The sequence below is a fragment of the Comamonas sp. AG1104 genome, from assembly GCF_003350425.1.
Lineage (GTDB): Bacteria > Pseudomonadota > Gammaproteobacteria > Burkholderiales > Burkholderiaceae_C > Comamonas > Comamonas testosteroni.
Map to the genome: position 1 here is coordinate 258,213 of NZ_QQAS01000006.1, position 17,320 is coordinate 275,532.

Below are 17,320 nucleotides of genomic sequence, written 5' to 3' on the forward strand. Positions count from 1 at the left end.
TTGCATTAAAAAAGAGCGCCTAAGGCGCTCTTTTTTCTTCTGGAAGTGCTTTACAGCTCTTCGACTCTGCGTGCCGGGTAGCTGTCCCAGCTCTGGCAGCCGGGGCAATGCCAGAAATGGGTGCGGGCTTCAAAGCCGCAGGCTGCACAGCGGTAGCGGGTCAGCGGCTTGGTGGCATGGTTCAGTGCCTTCTGCACGGTGGCATGGTACTGCTCTTCGGTCAGAGTCTCGCCTTCCAGCCATTGGGCGGCAGCCACCAGGGAAGATTCATGCTCCAGATGTTGCACCAGGCGCTGGCGGCCGGGGGCTCCTGCATCTCCGCTTTTCTGATCGACTGCGACCAGTGCCTGCAGCAGGTCCAGCGAAGGTGCTTGCTCATAGTGCTTGAGTAGCAGATTGTGTGCCTCGCTCAGCGCACCCGTTGCCTCGGCCACTTCCACCAGCAGGCTGGCCGCCAGGGGCAGGGCTGCAGGGCTGTTCTGTGCCAGTGCCTGAAGGCTGGACAATGCCTGCGCGGACCGGCCCTGGCGATGCTGGAGCTGGGCCAGCTCCAGTCGGGGGCGCGGAGCTTGCGGCGCAGTCTCCAGAGCCTGCTGCAGCTGCGCAAAAGCCTTGTCGAGCTGGCCTTGAGCCACCTGTGATTGCGCGTCTTCGCAAAGGTAATGGGCCAGCCGGGTGCTGAAGTCTCCCTGGCCTGCGGCCTGCATCTTGCGCACGATGGCCGCTGCCTGGGCCCAGTCGCGAGAGCGCTCGTAAATGGCCAGCAGTGCCAGGCGTGCCTCGCCTTCGTACTGTGTGCCTTCCAGGCGGTTCAGTGCCTCTTCTGCGCGGTCCAGCAGGCCGGCCTTGAGAAAGTCCTGTGCCAGTGCATGCTGGGCACGGTCCCGATCGGGACGGGTGAGGTCGGCGCGGCTGAGCAGATGCTCGTGGACGCGCACCGCACGGTTGTATTCGCCGCGGCGGCGGAACAGATTGCCCAGGGCAAAGTGCAGCTCGGTGGTATCGGGGTCGTTCTGCACTGCCTCGATAAAGGCATCGATGGCCTTGTCCTGCTGCTCGTTGAGCAGAAAGTTCAGGCCTTTGAAGTACGCCTTGGGTGCTTGGCGGTTGTCGGCACGCACCTGACGCAAATCCCAGCGGGAGGCCAGCCAGCCCAGCACAAAGGCCGCAGGTAGGCCCAGCAAAATCCAAGTCAGATTAAATTCCATGCACGTCGCCCGGCGCAATGATCGAAGAAGAGTTCTGTTCCTTTGCCGCAGGCGTGGCAGCAGTGGCCTTGTCTGCGGCGTCCGGTGCCTGTTGAGTGGCCTGTGCCTCGCGCGCTGCGCTGCGATGTTTGAGCCAGCGCGGCACCATGCCCAGCACCCCGACAAAAAGACCCAGCGCAAAGGCCGCCAGCACCACCAGCACCAGAGGTGCAGTCCAGGCCGTGCCAAAGAAGAAATGCACGGTGGCGTCTTGCTGGTTGTTGAGTGCGAATGCGAACAGAGTGAAAAAAATGGCTGCCTTGAGCAGCCACAGCAGGTATTTCATGCTTCCCTTTATGCGCCTTGTGTGACGGGAAGATTTTAGGCCAGCCCATGCGCGGACTGGCAAACGGCGGCATGCTCAGCCCTGATTGGGCTGACGGTGCCCATGGACTTCAGGCCGTCTGCGGCTGCTGGGCGGCGGAGTCTTCGGCCTTGAGATTGTCCACGGCTTCGCGCAGGGCCTTGCCTGGCTTGAAATGGGGAACGCGCTTGGAAGGAACCTGAACGGACTCGCCCGAGCGGGGGTTTCGGCCTATGCGGGGCTGGCGGTGATTGATGGCAAAGCTGCCAAAGCCGCGAATTTCAATACGGTGACCGCGCACCAGGGCATCGCTGACGGCATCCAGAATGGTTTTGACGGCCTGCTCGGCATCACGTTGGTTGAGTTGGCCAAATTGGGCGGCAAGTTCTTCGACGAGATCGGATCGGGTCATCGGGTGGCGGAGGCTCTAGGTTGAAAACAACAACGGGCGCACAGGGCGCCCGTTGTCTTTGACGCTTGGCGGTCAGTCAGACGAGCTGGCTGACCGGCTGATGCAAGATTTACTTGTCAGCGTCCAGCTTGGCGCGCAGCAGGGCGCCCAGGCTGGTGGTGCCAGCGTTTTCCTTGGAGGACTGAGCCGACAGGGAAGCCATGGCGACTTGCTGTTCAGCGTGATCCTTTTGCTTGATGGACAGCTGGATGTTGCGGCTCTTGCGATCCACGTTCACCACCACGGCAGTCACTTCGTCGCCTTCCTTCAGGACGGAACGAGCATCTTCCACGCGGTCTTGCGAGATTTCGGAAGCGCGCAGGTAGCCGATGATGTCTTCACCCAGGTCGATTTCAGCGCCCTTGGCGTCCACAGTCTTGACCTTGCCGGTCACAACTTGGCCCTTGTCGTTCACGGTCACGAAGGTCGTGAAGGGGTCGCTGTCCAGCTGCTTGATGCCCAGGGAGATGCGCTCGCGCTCAACGTCAACGGCCAGCACGATGGCTTCGACTTCTTGACCCTTCTTGTAGTTACGAACAGCGGCTTCGCCGGCTTCGTTCCAAGACAGGTCGGACAGGTGCACCAGGCCGTCGATACCGGCAGCCAGACCCACGAACACGCCGAAGTCGGTGATGGACTTGATGGGGCCCTTCACGCGGTCGCCGCGCTTGGTGTTCTGGGCGAATTCTTGCCAGGGGTTAGCCTTGCACTGCTTCATGCCCAGGGAGATGCGACGCTTGTCTTCGTCGATTTCCAGAACCATGACTTCCACTTCGTCGCCCAGGGACACGAGCTTGGTGGGAGCAATGTTCTTGTTGGTCCAGTCCATTTCGGAAACGTGCACCAGGCCTTCGATGCCGGGTTCCAGTTCCACGAATGCGCCGTAGTCGGCAATGTTGGTGACCTTGCCGAACAGACGGGTAGCGGAGGGGTAGCGGCGAGCCACGCCCATCCAGGGATCGTCGCCCATTTGCTTCAGACCCAGCGACACGCGGTTCTTTTCGGTGTCGAACTTCAGGATCTTGGCAGTGATTTCCTGGCCGGCAGTCACCACTTCGGAGGGGTGACGCACGCGGCGCCATGCCATGTCGGTGATGTGCAGCAGGCCGTCGATACCGCCCAGGTCCACGAACGCACCGTATTCGGTGATGTTCTTGACCACGCCCTGAACGATAGCGCCTTCCTTCAGGGTTTCCATCAGCTTGGCGCGCTCTTCGCCCATGGAGGCTTCCACCACAGCGCGGCGCGACAGCACCACGTTGTTGCGCTTGCGATCCAGCTTGATGACCTTGAATTCCAGGGTCTTGTTTTCGTAGGGAGTCAGGTCCTTGATAGGACGTGTGTCGATCAGCGAACCGGGCAGGAAAGCGCGGATGCCGTTGACCAGAACGGTCAGGCCGCCCTTGACCTTGCCGGAAGTGGTGCCGGTCACGAATTCGCCGGATTCCAGAGCCTTTTCCAGCGACAGCCAGGAAGCCAGACGCTTGGCGGTGTCACGGGACAGGATGGTGTCGCCGTAGCCGTTTTCGATGGAGCCGATGGCCACGGACACGAAGTCACCCACTTGGACTTCGACTTCGCCCTGGTCGTTCTTGAACTCGTCGAGGGGCACGTAGGCTTCCGACTTCAGGCCGGCGTTCACCACCACGAAGTTGTGCTCAACGCGCACGACTTCAGCGGTGATAACTTCGCCAGGACGCATTTCGGTGCGTGTCAACGACTCTTCAAAAAGGGCGGCAAAAGATTCAGACATGTAGTTCCTTGCCCGCAATCAGGTTTCCGTCGGCACCATTGCCAAGCGTTTTTAAGACTGACTGCGGAGGTTGTGGGTTTGAGGCCCACGGGGGTTAAAGGTTAACAACCTTGCTGCCGGTTCGCGGTCTGCGAAAGCCTGACATCAAGGGCCAACAAGCCAGATGCAGGGCTGCCCTGGAAACTTCAAGTGAGAAATTTCAAGGACGGCCAAACGGCTGGCGTTCCTGCCACCACGACAGCACCTGGGCAACCACTTCTTCAATGGTCATCTCGGAGCTGTCGAGCTGCAAAGAATCCTCGGCGGGCTTGAGCGGAGCGGTGGCGCGATTCATGTCGCGGGCGTCGCGTGCCTCAAGGTCTGCCAAAAGGGTGGACATATTAGCTGAAATTCCTTTGGAAATCAACTGTTTATATCGGCGCTCGGCGCGGCACTGGGCAGACGCCCATAAATAGACCTTTAGCGGGGCGCGAGGGAAGATGACCGTACCCATGTCGCGGCCATCGGCAACCAGCCCGGGCAGGGCCTGGAAGGACAGCTGCAGATCCACCAGCGCGGTGCGCACGGCGGGCAAGGCCGAAACACGCGAGGCGTTCATGCCGGCTTCTTCGCTGCGAATGGCCAGGCTGATGTCCTCGTCGCCCAGCCAGACACGCTGCTGCGCATCGAAGCGCACGGGCATGTCCAGCGCCATCTCGGCAATGGTTTCCTCGTTCGACTCGTCAAGCGTCATGCCGGCACGCGATGCGGCCAGGCCGGTGATGCGATACAGCGCACCGGAGTCCAGCAGCTGGTAGCCCAGGGCCCTGGCGACTTCTGCGGCAATCGTGCCCTTGCCGGAGGCCGTGGGCCCGTCGATGCAGATCACGGGGATATGCTCGCGCTCGGCTTCGCTGACGGAGAACAGCGCCTCGAAATAGTCGGGGAAGGTCTTGGCCACGCATTTGGGGTCTTCGATGCGCACGGGCAGCTTGGCCGGGTTGAAGGCCGCCAGAGAGAAGCACATGGCGACGCGGTGGTCGTCATAGGTGTGGATGCTGGCCGCTTTCCAGGCGGCCTTGCCGGCCGGGGGGGTGATGCGGATGTAGTCCGCGCCTTCTTCTACCGAGGCGCCGAGCTTGCGCAGCTCGATCGCCATGGCGGCAATGCGGTCGGTTTCCTTGACGCGCCAGCTGGCGATGTTGCGCAGCGTGGTCACGCCGTCGGCATACAGCGCCATGGTGCCCAGCGTCATGGCCGCGTCGGGAATATGGTTGCAATCGAGGTCGATGGCTTTCAGAGGCCAGCTGCCACGGCTGACCTGCAGCCAGTTGGGGCCGCTTTCGATCTGTGCGCCCATGGCCTGGGCGGCCTCGATGAAGCGGATATCGCCCTGGATCGAGTCCTGGCCCACACCCAGAATGCGGATGCTCTTGGGCTGCGGCGCGTTGTCGGCATCTGCCTCATCGGTCGTGCCGGTGGCAATCGCGCCCAGCGCGATGAAATAGCTGGCAGACGAGGCGTCTGCCTCCACATGGATGGCTCCGGGCGACTGGAAGCGGCAGCCTGCGGGAATCACGAAACGTTGCCAGTTGTCGTTTTTCACGGCAATGCCGAAGCGCGCCAGCAGCTCCAGCGTGATGTGGATATAGGGCTTGGAGATCAGCTCGCCCACCACCTCGATGGTGATGTCGCGCTCCTTGGCCAGCAGGGGCAGGGCCATCAGCAGCGAGGTCAGGAACTGGCTGGAGACATCTCCGCGCACCTTGATGGATTCGCTGCTCAGCTGGCTGAAATCGGGCTGGCCGATCTTCAGGGGCGGAAAGCCTTCATCCTTCAGGTAGTCGATCTTGCAGCCCAGCTGGCGCAGCGCATCGACCAGGTCGCCGATAGGGCGTTCGTACATGCGGGGAACGCCCGTCATCTCGAAGTCGCCGCCCAGCACCGACAGCGCCGCAGTCAGCGGGCGCATGGCCGTGCCGGCATTGCCCAGGAAGAGCGTCGCCGCAGTGCCGGGTGGCAGTTGCCCACCGATGCCGGTGACGTCAATGGCCTGGCCGGGTGTGACGGCATCGGGGGTGATGCTGCAGCCCAGCTGCTTGAGTCCGGCCAGCATGACGCGGGTGTCGTCCGAATCCAGCAGGTCGTGAATGGTGGTGGTGCCCTGGCTCAGCGCCGCCAGCAGCAGCACGCGATTGGAGATGCTTTTGGAGCCGGGCAAGCTGACGCTGCCGTTGGCGGAGTCCAGTGCGGGCAGATCCAGAAATTCAGTGGTGAACATAAAACTCTCGTAGCCCCTGCGCAGCCTGGCTGCTTCGACACCGGGCTGCGCTGCGGGCGTGGCCGGGTGTCCGTGGCGGTTGGGTGAATAGATCGACGCCGCTAGTTTAAGAGCCCCGCTTGCCGCCCATGGTCCATTCGGCGCGAGCGGCGCTGGCCAGGGTCAGGCGGTCCTGCAGGCCCTGGCCGTCGTTGGCCTGCATCAGCCCTTCGAGCTGCTCCAGCGCCTGGCGGAACTGGCGCGACTGGGCCAGCACCTGATCGCGGTTGGCCAGCAACACGTCGCGCCAGAGCTTGGGGTCACCGGCGCCGATGCGGGTGAAATCGCGAAAGCCTGGTCCGGCCAGCGACAGCATATCGTCGGCACCGGGCTGGTTCAGCACGCTTTGCATCATGGCGAATGCCAGCAGATGGGGCAGGTGGCTGACGGTGGCGAGTGCACTGTCATGGGCTTCGGGCGACATGGCTGTGACCTTGCAGCCCAGGGCCTGCCACAGCGCCTGAGCCTTGGCCAGATGCGCGGTCAGCGTACGCTCCGTCGGGGTCAGTACGACCTGGGCGCGCTGGTAGAGGTTGACGTCGGCATGCTCCACGCCAGCCACTTCCTTGCCGGTGATGGGGTGGGCCGGCACAAAGCTGCCGATCTGGTCGCGCAGTGCGGAGCGCGCGGCCTGCACCACATCGACCTTGGTGGAGCCCACGTCCATGATCATCATCTGGGGCGTGACCAGATGCTTGATGGACTTGAGCGTGGCCTCGGTGGCCGCCACGGGCACGGCCAGCAGCACCAGATCGGCACCGGCCGCCGCCAGCAGGGCGGAGGGCGCTTCCACATCGATCACGCCCATCTGGCGGGCGCGCTCGGTAGTCGAGGGCGATTTGCTGTAGCCCACCACGCGCTTGACGAGACCGGCCTTCTTGAGTGCCAGGGCGAACGAGCCACCCATCAATCCGCAGCCGATCAAGCCGAGCTGCTCGAACGGCTGCAATTCCTGAGTCGCCATCACTTGCTCACCGGGTAGGTGCCCAGCACCTTGTAGAACGCACACAGGCCCTGCAACTCCTGCAGGGCGGCGGCCACATTGGCCTGGGCTGGGTGGCCTTCGATGTCGATGTAGAAGTAATACTCCCATTGGCCGGTGCGGGCCGGGCGCGACTCAAAGCGCGTCATAGAGACGCCATGCTTCTTCAGCGGCACCAGCAGGTCATGCACGGCGCCGGCCGTGTTGGGCACCGAGACCACCAGGCTGGTGCAGTCGCTGCCGCTGGGTGCGGCCGTGGCCAGCGTGTGCGGCAGACAGATGACGGCAAAACGCGTGCGGTTGTAGGCGTCGTCCTGGATCGCGTGGCTGACGATGTGCAGGCCGAACTGCTGGGCGGCACGTTCGCCGGCAATGCCGGCCCAGTTGGGGTGCAGGGCCGCCAGGCGCGCGCCTTCGGCATTGCTCTCCACGGGGCGGCGTTCGGCATGGGGCAGATGCTTGGACAGCCAGCCCTGGCATTGGGCCAGAGCCTGGGGGTGGGCGGCCACGACCTCGATGCCGTCCAGCGTGTTGCTGGTGCGCATCAGGTTGTGGCGGATCAGCATGCTGACTTCGCCCACCACATGGCAGGGCGTGTGTAGGAACATGTCCAGCGAGCGCGTGACCACGCCTTCGTTGGAGTTCTCCACGCCCACCACGCCATACTGTGCGCTGCCGGCGGCCGTGGCGTGAAAGACTTCCTCGAAACTGTTGCAGTACATCAGGTCGGCCGCGCCGCCGAAGTACTGGATTGCGGCTTCCTCGCAGAAGGTGCCGGCCGGGCCGAGCACGGCCACGCGCTGGGGCGATTCCAGCGCCAGGCAGGCCGACATGATCTCGCGCCAGATGGCTGCCACATGCGCGCCCTTGAGCGGGCCGGGGTTGTTGGACTTGATCTTCTCGATCACCTGGGCCACCCGGTCCGGGCGGAAGAAGGCCGAGCCTTCTGCTTTCTTGAGCTCGCCCACCTGCTCGGCCACATGGGCGCGCTGGTTGACCAGCTCCAGCAACTGGCGGTCCAGGGAATCGATCTGGTTGCGCAGCGACAACAGCTCGGGGCTGGCTTGGGGTTCTTGGCTCATGAATCTCTCAAATTTCGTAGCTGCTAGCGCAAGCTGTACAAGGATTTCAGACCAAAACCTTGGTGAAGTACTTGCAGATAAAGCGCTGGCAGCTCATCTTTTTACAAGGCTAAGAGCGGGGCTCAGGCCTGACGTTGCTCGAAGTCCCGCATGTAGTCGACCAGCGCCTGCACGCCTTCGATGGGCATGGCGTTGTAGATGCTGGCACGCATGCCGCCCACGGACTTGTGGCCCTTGAGCTGCAGCAGGCCGGCTTGCTTGGCGCCGGCCAGGAAGGCGTCGTTGCGCGACTCATCATGAAGGAAGAACGGAATGTTCATGCGCGAGCGGCAGTTCGCGGCCACCTTGTTCACATAGAACGAGGACTGGTCCACATAGTCATAGAACAGCTTGGCCTTGGCGATGTTGCGCGCTTCCATGGCGGCCACGCCGCTGAGGCAGCCTTCGGTCTGGCGCTTGAGCCACTGGAAGGTCAGTCCGGCCATGTAGATGCCCCAGGTAGGAGGCGTGTTGTACATGCTGCCGTTGTCGGCCACGGTTTTGTAATCAAACGCCGAGGGGCAGACGGGCAGGGCATGGCCCAGCAGGTCTTCGCGCACGATGACGATGGTCAGGCCTGCGGGGCCGATGTTCTTCTGCGCGCCGCCAAAGGCCAGGCCCACGCGGCTCCAGTCGATGGAGCGCGAGGCTACGTGCGAGGAAAAGTCGATGACCAGCGGAGCATCCGAGCCCAGGGCCTGGAGGTCGGGCAGCTCATGGAACTCCACGCCGTGAATGGTCTCGTTGCTGCAAATGTGCACATAGCTGGCGCCGCGGCTCAGATTCCAGCTGCTTGCGGCGGGAATCGTGGTGTAGTCGCTGTCCTTGGCGCTTGCGGCCACATTGGCATCGCTGGCGTACTTGGCGGCTTCCTTGGCCGACTTCTGGCTCCAACTGCCGGTCACCACAAAGTCCACCACGCCGGCGCGCGACAGATTCATGGGCACGATGGCGTTTTCGGCAATGCCGCCGCCCTGCATGAACAGGATCTTGAAGTGGGCGGGCACGGCCAGCAGCTCGCGCAGATCGGCTTCGGCGGCTTCGTAGATGCTGATGAATTCCTTGCCGCGGTGGCTCATTTCCATCACCCCCATGCCGGATCCGTGCCAGTCCAGCATTTCGGCGGCTGCGGTTTGCAGCACTTCTTCAGGGATGGCGGCGGGGCCTGCGGAGAAGTTAAAAGGGCGGTTCATCAGATTTACGCTCAAAACATGTGAAAGCGCTTGTCTAGCTTGCGCTTTCAGCTATCAAAACATTGGGCCACGGGCATGGATCATGCCCGTGGCGTCCGGTCCGTATCGGGGCAGCCCGGGGTTGGCCGATCAGGATGCGTCGCCGGACTCGGCTGTGCCTTCTTCGGAGCCGGCGCTGCCGGAGTCCTCGGCTTCGCCATCCTCGCCGGCACTGTCGTTGGCATCATTTTCGACGATGCGCTGCAGACCGATGAGCTTGGCACCTTCGTCCAGATTGATCAGCGTCACGCCCTGTGTGGCGCGGCCCAGCTCGCGGATTTCCGCAACCCGGGTACGCACCAGCACGCCGGTGTCGGTAATCAGCATGATCTCGTCCTCGGGCGCCACCAGGGTGGCAGCCACGACCTTGCCGTTGCGCTCGGACTGCTGGATTGCAATCATGCCCTTGGTGCCACGGCCGTGACGGGTGTATTCGCTAATGGCAGTGCGCTTGCCGTAGCCGTTTTCGGTGGCGGTCAGCACGCTTTGCGAACCCGCCACCACGTTGCCCGTGCCGTCGTCGGCCTCGGCAACCAGCATGGCGATCACGTTCTGATGCTCTTCGATGTTCATGCCACGCACGCCGCGCGCATTGCGGCCCATGGGGCGCACATCGTTCTCGTCAAAGCGCACGGCCTTGCCGCCGTCGCTGAACAGCATCACATCGTGCTTGCCGTCGGTCAGTGCGGCGCCGATCAGGTAGTCGCCTTCGTCCAGGCCCACGGCAATGATGCCGGCCTTACGCGGGTTGCTGAACTCGGTCAGCGCCGTCTTCTTGACGGTGCCCATGCTGGTGGCCATGAAGACGAAGTGATCTTCGGGGAAGCTGCGGTTTTCGCCGGTCAGCGGCAGCACCACGTTGATCTTCTCGCCTTCCTGCAGCGGGAACATGTTGACGATGGGGCGACCACGCGAGCCACGCGAGCCCGATGGCACTTCCCAGACCTTGAGCCAGTACATACGGCCGCGGTTGGAGAAGCACAGCAGGTAGTCGTGCGTGTTGGCAATGAAGAGCTGGTCGATCCAGTCGTCTTCTTTGGTGGCCGTGGCCTGCTTGCCGCGGCCGCCGCGCTTTTGCGAGCGGTACTCGGACAAGGGCTGGCTCTTGATGTAGCCGGTGTGCGAGAGCGTCACCACCATGTCGGTGGGCGTGATCAGGTCTTCGGTGGACAGGTCCTGCGCGCTGTACTCCACGGTGGAGCGACGCTCGCCCTTCTTGGACTGACCGAACTCGGCCTTCACGGCGTTGAGTTCTTCGCCAATGATGATGGAGACGCGCTCGGGCTTGGCCAGGATGTCCAGCAGGTCTTCGATGACCGACATGACGTCCTTGTACTCGGCCACGATCTTGTCTTGCTCAAGGCCTGTCAGGCGTTGCAGACGCATCTGCAGAATTTCCTGGGCCTGGGTTTCGGACAGGCGGTACAGGCCGTTTTGCTGCATGCCGAATTCGACTTCCAGGCCCTCGGGGCGATAGTCGTCGGCATTGACCACACCGCCGTCGGTGCGCGTGCGGGTGAGCATCTCGCGCACCAGCTTGCTGTCCCAGGATTTTTCCATCAGCGCGGCCTTGGCCACAGGAGGTGTGGGAGCGTTGCGGATGATGGCGATGAAGTCGTCGATATTGGCCAGTGCGACGGCCAGACCTTCCAGCACATGGCCGCGGTCGCGCGCCTTGCGCAGCTCGAACACGGTGCGGCGGGTCACCACTTCGCGGCGGTGCTCCAGGAAGACCTGGATCAGATCCTTCAGGTTGCACAGCTTGGGCTGGCCGTTGACCAGCGCCACCATGTTCATGCCGAAGGTGTCTTGCAGCTGGGTCAGCTTGTAGAGGTTGTTGAGCACCACCTCGGGCACTTCGCCGCGCTTCAATTCGATCACCAGGCGCATGCCGGACTTGTCCGACTCGTCCTGAATATGGCTGATGCCCTCGATCTTCTTTTCGTGCACCAGCTCGGCCATGCGCTCCTGCAGCGTCTTCTTGTTGACCTGATAGGGCAGCTCGTCAACGATGATGGACTGGCGCTGGCCCTTGTCGATGTCCTCGAAGTGGCACTTGGCACGCATCACCACGCGGCCACGGCCGGTGCGGTAGCCTTCCTTGACGCCGTTGATGCCGTAGATGATGCCGGCCGTGGGGAAGTCGGGCGCGGGAATGATCTCCATCAGCTCGTCGATGGAAGCCTCGGGGTTCTGCAGCAAATGCAGGCAGCCGTCCACTACCTCATTGAGGTTGTGCGGCGGGATATTCGTGGCCATGCCCACGGCAATACCCGAGGAGCCGTTGACCAGCAGGTTAGGCAGGCGGCTTGGCAGCACCAGTGGCTCGCTCTCGGAGCCGTCGTAGTTAGGGCCGAAGTCCACGGTCTCCTTGTCGATGTCGCCCAGCATTTCATGAGCGATCTTGGAGAGGCGGATTTCCGTGTAACGCATGGCGGCGGCGCTGTCGCCGTCCACCGAGCCGAAGTTGCCCTGGCCATCGACCAGCATGTGGCGCAGCGAGAAGTCCTGCGCCATACGCACGATGGTGTCATATACCGCGCTGTCGCCGTGAGGGTGGTATTTACCGATCACGTCACCGACGATACGCGCCGACTTCTTGTAGGGGCGGTTCCAGTCGTTATTGAGTTCGTGCATGGCGTACAGAACGCGGCGGTGCACGGGCTTGAGGCCATCACGCGCATCAGGAAGCGCCCGGCCCACGATCACGCTCATGGCGTAATCGAGATAACTGCGACGCATCTCCTCTTCAAGGCTGATGGGCAGAGTTTCTTTAGCAAACTGGGTCATGTCTAGTGATACTTTGACGGCTGGAAAACAGCCATTTTAGGTCGAATGGCGTGTGGCAGCAGAGCAACATAACTGAGGAATTACATAGCTGTCCTACTTGTTGGTGCCTAGTTGACAACACTCTTGCATGTTACGTATGGCACAATCATTTCAACGTTTTTGGTGATGGTCACTGATGACGTCCACAGATTCGCAGCCCTGCTGCGGCTTTTTCCCCAAGAGGAGAACCATGAAGAAACTGAACAAAGTGGCGATGTTGTTTGCCTCTGCTGCCCTCGTGACAGCCGCTGGCGCACAAGTGAAGGCTGCTGACGGTGGCAAGACTATCGACAACTGGCAAAACGGCACCAGCGAACTGGTGTGGAAGAACGGCACGAACGAACTGTGCTGGCGCGATGCCAACTGGACTCCTGCTACTGCCGCTGTTGATTGCGACGGTGCTCTGAAGGCCCAGGTTGCTGCTCCCGCTCCCGCCGTTGTGCCTCCCGCTCCTGTGGCTCCCCAGCCTGCAGTGGCATCTAAGGTTACCTACTCTGCTGACGCTTTCTTCGACTTCGACAAGTCCGTGCTGAAGCCCGCAGGCAAGGCTAAGCTGGATGACCTGACCGGCAAGATCAAGGACATCAACCTGGAAGTCATCATCGCCGTGGGTCACACCGACTCCATCGGTTCCGATGCTTACAACCAAAAGCTGTCGGTGCGTCGCGCTGAAGCTGTGAAGGCTTATCTGGTGTCCAAGGGCATCGAAAAGAGCCGCGTGTACACCGAAGGCAAGGGCAAGAAGCAACCCGTGGCAGACAACAAGACTGCTGCTGGTCGCGCTCAAAACCGTCGCGTGGAAATCGAAGTTGTGGGCACCAAGGCTGCTCAGTAATCTTTCGATTGCTACACAAAAAGCCCCGGTAACGGGGCTTTTTTTATGCCTGATCCATCGCGGTAATCGCGGACAATTGCACCATGAGCAACACTATCAATGCCGACCCGGCAGAACTGGAAAAATTCTCCAGCTTGGCCCATCGCTGGTGGGATCCCGAGAGTGAATTCAAGCCACTGCATCAGATCAACCCCCTGAGACTGGACTGGATCAACGCCCAGGCGCCCCTGGCGAACCAGCGTGTTCTGGATGTGGGCTGTGGCGGAGGCATTTTGGCGGACTCCATGGCGCGCAAAGGTGCCAAGGTGGTGGGTATCGATCTGGCAACCAAGGCTTTGCGCGTCGCGCAGTTGCATGCTCTGGAGGCGGGAACGCCCAATATTCAATACCATGAGGTCAGTGTCGAGCAGCTGGCGCAGGAGCAGCCGGCCAGTTTTGATGTGGTGACCTGTATGGAAATGCTGGAGCATGTGCCCGATCCTGCGTCCATCGTGCGGGCATGTGCACAGCTGGTCAAGCCTGGCGGCTGGGTGTTTTTTTCCACCATCAATCGCAATGCCAAGGCTTTTGCGCTGGCGATCGTGGCTGCCGAATACATGCTCAAGATGATTCCCAAAGGCACTCATGAGTACGCCAAGTTGCTGCGCCCCAGCGAGTTGGCTCGCTTTGTGCGCGAAGCCGGCCTGGATGTGCAAGGCAGCAAAGGCATGGAGCACAACCCAATCTCGGGCCGCTATTGGCTCAGCAATGACACCTCGGTCAATTACATGCTGGCAACACGCCGCCCTCAGGAGTGACAGCCATGTGGAAGCACGTTAGAGCCGTTCTTTTTGATCTGGATGGCACTTTGATCGACAGCGCTCCTGATCTGGGTGCTGCAGCGGACAAGATGCGTGTGGATCGCGGCATGCCGTCGCTGCCGCTCCATGCCTACCGCCATATGGCCGGGGCTGGGGCTCGTGGAATGCTGGGTATTGCGTTCGGTATGACGCCAGAGTCTGCAGGATTTGCGGAAATGCGCGAGGAGTTCTTTCGCAATTACGAGCAATGCATGACCGAGCGCACCTATGCTTTTGAGGGCGTACCGGAGCTGATCCAGGCATTGGAGGCTGGCCCGTTGTTGTGGGGGGTTGTGACCAACAAGTCCATGCGCTTCACTGACCCGTTGACCCGTCAGATGCCCTTGTTTGCTCAGGCTGCGGCCGTGGTGAGCGGGGACACGACGCCGCATTCCAAGCCGCACCCCGAGCCTCTGTTTGAAGCCGCGCGACGCATGCAGATTGCTCCCGAGCATTGCATCTATGTCGGAGATGATGAGCGCGATATCCAGGCGGGTGCAGCAGCGGGCATGAAAACTGTAGCTGCACGCTATGGCTACCTGGGTGCGACAGCAGATACGGTTCATTGGGGTGCCGATGCGCATATCAATTCACCACTTGAGCTGTTGAAGTTGCTGGGATGAGGCTAGAATAGGCGACTAAGGGGCTGTCCTGGTTTCGACGTGGGTTCGGAACCGGTGCGGTGCATGTCGAGCTTGAGTGACGCTCGTAAATCTCCATTCAAAAAACTAACTGCAAACGACGAACGTTTCGCACTCGCCGCTTAATCCGGTGAGCCTTGCAACAGCACGCTAGTGGGCTGGGCAAGGGGGTAGCAATACCTCCCGGCTGCAAGGGAATTTTCATTAGCTGGCTGGATACCGGGCTTCTTGGTATTTGGCGAGATTTTAGGAAGCTGGCTACCCAAGCAGCGTGTGCCTGCGGGGTTTGGGTGGCGAGATTTAAAACAGAGCACTAAACATGTAGATCTGTCCGGCGAAGGCTTACGGACGCGGGTTCAATTCCCGCCAGCTCCACCACCATAACGTCCAAGGGCGTTCACTGAAGTCCAGTGAACGCCCTTTTTCTTTGGTAAATCAACGACTTGCCTTCCGTAGTCGTCCGCCAAGGTTCGCGGGCATCCGAGGCCAAGTGGGGGTACAAGTGGGGGTACAACTCGCCAAAAGCCTATACTTTGGCTCAGTTGTACCCCCACTTTCAGGCCAAACCCAGCAACCATGGGGCCTGGCGGCCCATGCGTTGTACCCCCACCCTGGGGCCGAGAGCGGGAATTTGTACCCCCACCTAGGAAGGCTGTACCCCATGCTGACCGATGCCCACTGCCGCAACGCCATCTGCCCACCTGATCGTAAGCAGGCACGCTTCACCGACGCTGGCGGGCTGTACCTGCAAGTCAGCCCCAGCGGCTCCAAGCGCTGGTTTTACAAATACCGTACCGACGGAAAAGAAAAGCAGCTTGCTTTGGGCAGTTACCCCGCCGTGGGGCTGACGGCAGCCCGCAAAGCGCGTGATGTTGCCAAGATGCAACGTGCGCAGGGCAGCGACCCTATCGAGGCCCGCAAGCTGGAAAAGCTCAAAGGCGGGCTTGATCGCGGGGATAGCTTCCAGGCCGTGGCGCTGGACTGGCACGGCAAGCAGGTAGCTGGCTGGAGTGCCGGGCATGCTGAGCGCACCTTGAGGCAGCTGGAGCGCGACCTGTTTCCCTGGCTGGGCCAACGGCCCATGGCCGGCATCGAGCCCATGGAGCTGCTGTCCGTCTTGCAGAAGGTGGAAGAGCGCGGCGCACTGGAAACGGCCGACCGGGCACTCATGCTGGCCCGCCAGATATGGCGCTACTGGCTGCCCACTGCCAGCAACAGCCAGCGCGACATTACCGAAGGCCTGAAAAGCCGCCTCACCCCGTACCATGCAAAGAACTTTGCCGCCATCGTCGAACCGCAGCGCTTTGGCGAGCTGCTGCGGGCCATGCACGCCTACAAAGGCGGGCCGCTGGTGCGCACTGCCTTGCTGCTGGCGCCCTTGCTGTACCAGCGCCCCGGAAACCTGCGCATGATGGAGTGGGCCGAGCTGGATCTGGATGCCGGCCTGTGGACCATTCCCAGCGAAAAGATGAAGCGCACCAGGCAGGAGAAAGAAAACGGCGAACCGCATGTGGTGCCCCTGCCCGTGCAGGCGGTGGATCTGCTGCGTGAGCTGCACTCACTCACAGGCCACGGTCGCTATGTGTTCCCCGGCCAGCGCAACCAAGACCGCCCCTTGTCCGACAACTCCGTGCGCAGCGCCCTCTATGGGCTGGGCTTTGGCACGGAGCAAAGCTGGCATGGCTTCAGAGCCAGCGCCCGCACCATGCTGGTGGATCAGTTGGATCTGGACCCGCTGGCCATCGAGGCCAACCTGGCCCATGCCGTGAAAGATGCCAACGGCCGCAGCTACAACCGTACCAAGTACCTGTCCAAGCGCTTCGATCTGGTTCAGCAGTGGGCCGACTACCTGGACAAGCTGCGCCGCGGTGCCGATGTGATCGAGCTGCATCAACGCAGCAGCTAGGCCGCATCAAACGCTCTCATCGGCCGCCCGCCGAGGCGGCTTTTTTGCGCCTGGCGCATAGCCGAAAGAGGGCGCGAAAGTGCAAGCTAATCGAGTCAGGAGATGATTTTTCTTGGGAACGTGGGAACACTGCATTTTTTGAAGCCGAATTGTCTCCAAACGCTTATGGGTAGAGCGCTAGGTGCTCCTAAAAGTTGTGGGAACAAATTGGGAACAAAGTGGGAACGTTTTGGGAACAATATAAAAATATTTCGCTATATGAAATACTGAGAACTCTTTTCTACTTTCAGCCCGTCTTTTACTTGTGATCGCTATGTCTTGAAAACTGCGACAGAACGCTGGCGTAGAGCTGCTGCACTGGTCGGCCTGGTGCTGCCTAGGCGCGAGCATTCGGTGCGGGGCCAGTGGTGGATGCGAGCGGAAGGTGAGGGAATGCAGCGCAAGGGGTGTCCCTTGGTGCCCCCTCTCTTGGCGCGCAGTTGGCCAATGTTTTGCTCTGAAGGGCTTGGCTTTAGATGAGCGGTCGAATTTCACATGAGTCGGCAACCGACTTATCGCGGGCCTTTAAACCTTGCTGTGCAAAGACTGCTTGGAAGCGGTTTCCGCTGTTCGCATCCCGGACCGGAGTTCACGGTGCGTGGTACGAAGCAGTCATTGGATCATCCGAGCGGCCACCGGTTTCAATGACAGGTCTCGGAGGCGCAGCGGTCTTTCCGCCGGCGGACAGTGGTTATGCCGTCGATTGATCGTCGAATGTCTGCTGTTAGCAGATTCGAACTGACGGTCTCGACCCATTGCAGTCCTTCGATTCTGGGCCAGCGAAGACTGCTTTTAGCAAATGCAGTCGGTCGTGACTGTATCGTCACTTCCTAGTCATGCTT

Annotated in this window: 13 protein-coding genes and 1 other RNA gene; 5 read left to right on the plus strand and 9 right to left on the minus strand. The window is 61.3% G+C overall.

Annotation, left to right across the window (positions count from 1 at the left end):
• Positions 1–50: 50 nt before the first annotated feature.
• The 9 genes from lapB to gyrA all read right to left on the minus strand — a co-directional run bounded on the left by lapB (position 51) and on the right by gyrA (position 12,179).
• Positions 51–1,208 (minus strand): lipopolysaccharide assembly protein LapB, encoded by a 1,158-nt coding sequence (gene lapB / locus DFO48_RS18720; protein WP_003077003.1) that lies wholly within the window; start codon positions 1,206–1,208, stop codon positions 51–53.
• Entirely contained in the window at positions 1,198–1,533 is a 336-nt protein-coding gene (locus DFO48_RS18725; RefSeq protein WP_003077005.1) for a lipopolysaccharide assembly LapA domain-containing protein, read from the minus strand. Before DFO48_RS18725 ends, lapB begins: the two co-directional genes overlap by 11 nt.
• Before the next feature lie 109 nt (positions 1,534–1,642).
• Complete coding sequence (locus DFO48_RS18730; RefSeq protein ID WP_003077008.1) at positions 1,643–1,963, minus strand: integration host factor subunit beta; 321 nt, start codon at positions 1,961–1,963, stop codon at positions 1,643–1,645.
• A 109-nt stretch (positions 1,964–2,072) separates the two neighbouring features.
• Entirely contained in the window at positions 2,073–3,755 is a 1,683-nt protein-coding gene (gene rpsA / locus DFO48_RS18735; protein ID WP_003057144.1) for a 30S ribosomal protein S1, read from the minus strand.
• Between the two features lie 199 nt (positions 3,756–3,954).
• On the minus strand, positions 3,955–6,015 hold the full coding sequence (locus tag DFO48_RS18740; protein WP_114864414.1) for a bifunctional 3-phosphoshikimate 1-carboxyvinyltransferase/cytidylate kinase: 2,061 nt from the start codon (positions 6,013–6,015) through the stop codon (positions 3,955–3,957).
• A gap of 106 nt (positions 6,016–6,121) precedes the next feature.
• A complete protein-coding gene (locus DFO48_RS18745; protein WP_003077012.1) occupies positions 6,122–7,018 on the minus strand; it encodes a prephenate dehydrogenase/arogenate dehydrogenase family protein in 897 nt (298 codons plus the stop codon).
• Positions 7,018–8,118: a prephenate dehydratase gene (gene pheA / locus DFO48_RS18750; RefSeq protein ID WP_114864415.1), complete on the minus strand. Its 1,101-nt coding sequence runs from the start codon at positions 8,116–8,118 to the stop codon at positions 7,018–7,020. The genes DFO48_RS18745 and pheA overlap by 1 nt, the downstream gene beginning before the upstream one ends.
• A 122-nt stretch (positions 8,119–8,240) precedes the next feature.
• Positions 8,241–9,350 (minus strand): 3-phosphoserine/phosphohydroxythreonine transaminase, encoded by a 1,110-nt coding sequence (gene serC / locus DFO48_RS18755; RefSeq protein ID WP_114864416.1) that lies wholly within the window; start codon positions 9,348–9,350, stop codon positions 8,241–8,243.
• Positions 9,351–9,479: 129 nt separating this feature from the next.
• Entirely contained in the window at positions 9,480–12,179 is a 2,700-nt protein-coding gene (gene gyrA / locus DFO48_RS18760; protein ID WP_003077016.1) for a DNA gyrase subunit A, read from the minus strand.
• A 229-nt stretch (positions 12,180–12,408) separates the two neighbouring features.
• Between gyrA and ompA the strand changes: the two genes are divergently transcribed.
• The 5 genes from ompA (at position 12,409) to DFO48_RS18785 (ending at position 16,439) form a co-directional block, all read left to right on the plus strand.
• Positions 12,409–13,053 (plus strand): outer membrane protein OmpA, encoded by a 645-nt coding sequence (gene ompA, locus DFO48_RS18765; RefSeq protein ID WP_003077020.1) that lies wholly within the window; start codon positions 12,409–12,411, stop codon positions 13,051–13,053.
• 83 nt (positions 13,054–13,136) lie between these two features.
• Positions 13,137–13,850: a bifunctional 2-polyprenyl-6-hydroxyphenol methylase/3-demethylubiquinol 3-O-methyltransferase UbiG gene (gene ubiG, locus DFO48_RS18770; RefSeq protein ID WP_003077022.1), complete on the plus strand. Its 714-nt coding sequence runs from the start codon at positions 13,137–13,139 to the stop codon at positions 13,848–13,850.
• A gap of 5 nt (positions 13,851–13,855) precedes the next feature.
• A complete protein-coding gene (locus DFO48_RS18775) occupies positions 13,856–14,515 on the plus strand; it encodes an HAD-IA family hydrolase (RefSeq protein WP_003077023.1) in 660 nt (219 codons plus the stop codon).
• Positions 14,516–14,534: 19 nt separating this feature from the next.
• Positions 14,535–14,911: a transfer-messenger RNA gene (ssrA, locus tag DFO48_RS18780) on the plus strand.
• 283 nt (positions 14,912–15,194) lie between these two features.
• Positions 15,195–16,439, plus strand: coding sequence for an integrase arm-type DNA-binding domain-containing protein (locus DFO48_RS18785; RefSeq protein ID WP_114864417.1), 1,245 nt, complete (start codon positions 15,195–15,197; stop codon positions 16,437–16,439).
• Positions 16,440–17,320: the final 881 nt, after the last annotated feature.